The 4,222-nt window shown below is 34.5% G+C and carries 4 protein-coding genes; 3 read left to right on the top strand and 1 reads right to left on the bottom strand.

The genetic code is table 11. The features are described 5' to 3' along the window. The first annotated feature begins 129 nt into the window (after positions 1 to 129). Positions 130 to 972, top strand: a complete 843-nt coding sequence (locus Q0L68_RS17190; protein ID WP_296705492.1) for a universal stress protein — start codon at positions 130 to 132, stop codon at positions 970 to 972. On the opposite strand, the gene Q0L68_RS17185 is transcribed toward Q0L68_RS17190, so the two are convergent. Continuing rightward, entirely contained in the window at positions 973 to 1,662 is a 690-nt protein-coding gene (locus tag Q0L68_RS17185; protein ID WP_296705491.1) for a tetratricopeptide repeat protein, read from the bottom strand. It lies immediately after the preceding gene. A gap of 124 nt (positions 1,663 to 1,786) precedes the next feature. On the opposite strand from Q0L68_RS17185, the gene holA reads away from it, so the two are divergent. Together holA and Q0L68_RS17175 are read left to right on the top strand one after the other, a co-directional pair. After that, complete coding sequence (holA, locus tag Q0L68_RS17180) at positions 1,787 to 2,809, top strand: DNA polymerase III subunit delta (protein ID WP_296705489.1); 1,023 nt, start codon at positions 1,787 to 1,789, stop codon at positions 2,807 to 2,809. A gap of 127 nt (positions 2,810 to 2,936) precedes the next feature. Beyond that, positions 2,937 to 4,222, top strand: a 1,286-nt coding sequence (locus tag Q0L68_RS17175; protein WP_296705487.1) for a tetratricopeptide repeat protein, incomplete at its 3' end; no start/stop codon positions are given.

Below are 4,222 nucleotides of genomic sequence, written 5' to 3'. Positions count from 1 at the left end.
ACATATTGCCAGTGTGACCAATCCAAGAGCTGCAGCCCCTCAAGTTGTAGATAATATTCATAGAATTCGATCCAACCAGCCCCTCAATAATCTCGTTATTCGAGAAAGAGGCTATTAAAATTTTTAGATATGTCTAATACTTTTACCATACTTTGCCCTACAGATTTTTCGGAATGTTCTCTGAATGCCATTGAATATGCGGCTAAACTTGGTGAGTTATTTAAAGCTGATTTATTATTATTTCATGTTCTAAATAAAAAAGATTATGAAAAGCTATCTCCACTTGATTCAAAAGGCTATCATCAAGTGGAATTTATTAAGGAAAAATTAACCAATCTTCAACAGGCAGTCTTAAAAGAAAGTTTACCAAAAGGCCTTAAGAGCTGTTTAGTAGGATTTGATAATGGTAAAATTGTTGCTACAACCTTGGCAGAAGCCGAAAGAATTAAAGCTGACATGATTGTAATGGGTACCGAAGGTATCAATGACCTGAGAGAACATATCATAGGTTCCAAAACAAGCAGAATTGTTGAAGAAGCAGAAATAGATGTATTTGTAGTACCTAGAAAAGTATTTTTCAAGAAGCCAAGAAAATTGGTATATGCAAGTGACTATTTAGAAGAGGATAAGATTGCAATTCAAAAAATAATTGAACTCGCAAGTTTTTTTGATTCTGAAATTGATATAGTCCATATAAGCAGTACCCATAAGGCTATAGACAAATCCCTGCATCTGGAAATGATTGATGAAATTTCACCGTTTGTGAAATATGAAAAAGTAAATTATGTGTTAAAATCCTATCGGGATGAGTTGGCACTTGGGCTTGAAAATTATCTTCAATCTTCTAAGGGGGATATTTTAGTTACATTAAGCAAGAAGAAATCATTTTTTGACCAAATCTTCTCGAAGAATCTATCAAAAAAAATGGCCTATTTTATCAATAAGCCATTATGGGTCATAAAATCTTTCTAGTTATTTTTTCTTGAAAACCCCTAATATAAATTCTTTGAATTCTTTTCTCGTTTTGGAATCCTTAAATATGGATCCTATAATTTTTAGATAGTAAGAAGGAGTTAATTTTTCTTTAGTTCTAAATGTTTCTTTTTCGTCTAATGCTTTGCTATCTGCAGGGGAAGGATTTGAGGCTTGTGAACTTGGCTGGTATCCAACTAATTTATCCGCTTTATCAAAACTCTTTTTTGATCTTTCCTTGTATCCGAGTTTTTCTTCCACAAGTCCTTTATTGTTGAAGGAAACAGCATCTTCAGGATCTAATTCAATAGCTTTTTCATAATCTTCGATGGCTCCTTTTAAATCGCCGATTCTATCTTTAAAATAGGCCCTACTGCTATATCTATAAGGGTTTTTGGGGTCTAAATTTGCTGCTCTGTCAAACTCTATTAAAGCTTCTTCATCTCTTTTTAACAAATGAAGAACCACAGCACGATCAGAAATATAATTTGTATTATAAGGGTCAATTTCTACTGTTAAGTCGAAATCAATCAATGCTTCATCAGTTTTCCCTAATCGGGACAAAACTCTTCCCCGGAATAGGTGCAACTCCGCTGATTTTTCAGAATCTGAAATCAATTGGTTAAACACGGAAAGAGCATCCTCAAATTTGCCCGCTTTATACAATTCTATTCCTTTCTCGAAATTCATTTTTTCCTCTTTTTATTAATAATACAAAGGTAAGGGTGGAATAGTTTAACAAATAATCTTTCTAAGCTTTTTGCACCCAATCCAATCCCGCTATTATCTTTAAGCTTTAGAGTAATTATTATACATGGCCCATTCACCACAAACTGTACTTAAAGATCTTAAAGAGAAAAAGTTTGCTCCTATTTATTTTTTGGAAGGAGACGAGCCCTTTTATATAGATCAAATTTCTGATTTTATCGAGAAAAATGCCATTGCAGAACATGAGCGTAGTTTCAATCAGATAGTTCTTTATGGAAAAGACAGTAACATTGGACAAATAATTAATAATGCCAGGAAATTTCCAATGATGGCCGAAAGACAAGTTGTAATTGTCAAAGAGGCTCAAAGTTTATCGGATTTGGGGAAAGAGGACTCTCAGAATTTATTGATGGGCTATGCGCAAAACCCTTTGCCTAGTACGATTCTGGTTTTTGCTCATAAGTATAAAAAACTGGATAAAAGAACTCAGCTGTCTAAAGTACTTCAAAAAAATTCAGTTTACGTCACTTCTGAGAAAATACCAGATTATAAATTAACAGAATGGGTGCTCCAGTATTTCAAGGATATTGGTCATGACATAGAACCTAAAGCAGCCCAGTTTTTAGCGGAGGCAATCGGCAATAACTTGGAGGTGATGACCAATGAGGTTGGAAAAATGTTGATCAATTTTCAAAAACCTACCAAATTTGGAATAGCCGAAATTTCGAAGTTCATTGGCATAAATAAGGATTATAATAATTTCGAATTACTGAAAGCTATTGGAGTAAGAGATGCAATTAAATCTAATCAGATAATTAATTACTTTATTCAAAACCCTAAATCTCACCCGCTTATCCCACTTTTTGCATTGATGTATAATTATTTTTCAAAACTGGCACTTATTCATCAAGCCGGTCAGGCATCCGATGATCAAATAGCGTCTTTAATCGGTGTGCCCAGATTTGTTGCCAGAGAGTATTTACAATCCGCCCGTAACTATAAATTGGGCAAGGTAATTGATGTGTTTACATACATCAAAGAGGCAGATCTTCGTTCTAAAGGAGTTGACTCCGGAAGTATGACAGATGCTGAAATCCTCCGAGAGCTTGTTTACAAAATACTACATTGATTACCGAAGCAGATTTCTAAATAGCTCTGAAAAATTGTCTTTTATCAGTTTTCTTCAAAATGATTTTATCAAGTGAAGATAGAATTGATTTTAACTATTTTTTTGTTGCTAAAACCAACTATAATCTATGAAATATTACTTGGTGTTACTAGCTGGATTAGGTTTGAGTTTGGATGCTTTTTCTCAGTCCACACTCTTTCAAACCAGTCCTCAGTATCCTCTTGATCATCAACTTGAGCTTTTCGATAAACAACTTTTTTCAGCTACGCTGTATGATAATACCAGACTTCTTAGCAAAGATTTAACGGAGGAACAAAAAAAATCTACAGAACTCTACAGAGCAATGTCTGCCTTGCAACTGGAGAGTCCTGATGGGCCAGGTCTAATGAAGTCCTATATCTATGAAAATGGAAATCACCCTACAGTTACTTCAGCTGGGTTGTATCTCGGAGATCATTTTTTCTATAAAAGAAACTATAAAGACGCTATCGATAGCTATTCGTTAGTGAATCCAACCAGTCTGGGTGATGAGAATAGAGCAGATTTGTATTTTAAGCAAGGTTTTTCTCATTTCCAGATGAAGAGTTATGATCAAGCAGCACCTTATTTTGATCAGGCAAAAGTATTAAATACATCCGTTGCTCCTGATGCTTATTATTATAGTGGTTATATAGCATTAGAAAATAAGGAAAACTCAAAAGCTATTTCTGATCTACAGGCAGCATCCAGAGATGTTTTTTATTCCGGTAAAGTACCCTATTTAATAGCATCTTTATATTATAATCAGGGGAATTACGATGAACTGATTAATTATGCTGAACCCAAACTGGGTACAGGCCAACAGCTTGAAAAACCTGAAATAATCAACTTGTATTTGGCAGAGGCCTATTTTGCTAAAAAGGATTATCCAAATGCTTCTAAAAATTATGAGGCGTATATCAATTCTAGAAAAGGAACACTTTCTAGAGAAGAAATCTATAAAGCAGGGATTTCACTTTTTGAAATCCAAAATTATGGAAGGGCTGCAGAATACCTTAAAAACTCAGCTTCAGCAACCGATGAATTAGGCCAGGCTTCTAGCTATTATTTGGGACATTCTTATTTAAAACTAGAAAACTTCCAGTTTGCCTCAACTAGTTTTTCAGCAGCATCTAAAGCAGAATTCAACAAGAAAATCCAGGAGGATGCTCTTGTAAATTATGCAAAAGTAAACCTTCAAAAGGGTAGTTTTCAAGCTGCTATTCTTGCCTTAGATGAGTATCTAGAAAAATATCCAAATGGAAGCCAGAAAACAGAAATGGAAACCTTGCTTTCAGAAGCCCTGGTTAATACGAATGATTATTTGAGAGCCATCGAACAGATGGATCGAATAACAAATAAATCTCCTCGAATCCAATCTGCCTATCAAAAGGT

Source organism: Algoriphagus sp., from assembly GCF_024642405.1.
Lineage (GTDB): Bacteria > Bacteroidota > Bacteroidia > Cytophagales > Cyclobacteriaceae > Algoriphagus.
This window is presented reverse-complemented; position numbering and strand designations above follow the sequence as displayed.